This is a genomic window from Anaerostipes sp. CAG:276, from assembly GCF_000432215.1.
GTDB lineage: Bacteria > Bacillota > Clostridia > Lachnospirales > Lachnospiraceae > Anaerostipes > Anaerostipes caccae.
The window spans coordinates 1-858 of the sequence record NZ_FR889162.1 but is presented as its reverse complement, the minus strand read 5'-3'; the positions used below and the strand labels follow the sequence as shown (position 1 = coordinate 858).

Genomic DNA, 858 nt, shown 5'->3' with positions numbered 1-858 from the left:
AGAGACCCCATAGCTGCCTCTTTAACCTGCTGAAGAAGTTTTCTTTCTTTTTAGGTGTCGATTTTTTTGCTGCATTTTGTCTTTGCAGCGATTTATTTTTTTTACTCTGTCTCATCATTGCATTATAGTTGTCCATTTGCTGCTGTTTGTATTTATCTGATGCTGCAAAACCGTATGTGGGAGCTTTACTTTTATTAAAACTTTTTAAAATTTCACGACTGTACGAAGGTTTATACTGCAGTTCCCCTTTTTTATTTCTGTATTTCTTTACCAGTGGATCATACGTCTGTTCCCAAACTTTGTTTCCATGCTTTTCCGCAGCGGCATACACATCGTCTCCATATTCTGAGACCAGGTACCCTGCTAGTGCTCCCGCAACAATTCCTGCCGGACCTGCAAATGCACCATACTCTGCACCCAGTTTGGTAAATAATGCTGTCGTGCCACTTTGTACAACCTTAGTTGCTCCTTTCGATGCTCCCCATGATGCTGCTTCGAGAATCAATTGTTTCCCCGGGTCACCTTTTTCCGTTCCTTTTCCTTCTTTATAACGTTTATACTTCTGCGCTTCTTCTGCCACATTATGAACAGCCATTAAATTTCCAAGATTCAAAAACTCTCCATATCCTTTTTCAGCAAAGCGACCTGCTTTACCTATGTTCGCTGCATTGATTATTTTTCCATCTATGCGGATTAATCTTGAGTACAACTCTGTATTCTTAAATTCGCTTCCAGCCATATCCGTGATTTCTTTCGCCATTCTTTTGTTAATATATTCATCTGACAGACCAGTCGCTATGCTCCCTGCACCACCATATACTTTATCTGATACCCCTTTTACTTTGTAATCTACATTTT

The 858-nt window shown here is 39.9% G+C and carries 1 pseudogene; it reads right to left on the bottom strand.

The window, feature by feature from the left end:
• A pseudogene (locus QVP35_RS00005) lies at positions 1-858 on the bottom strand (hypothetical protein); the annotation flags it as partial.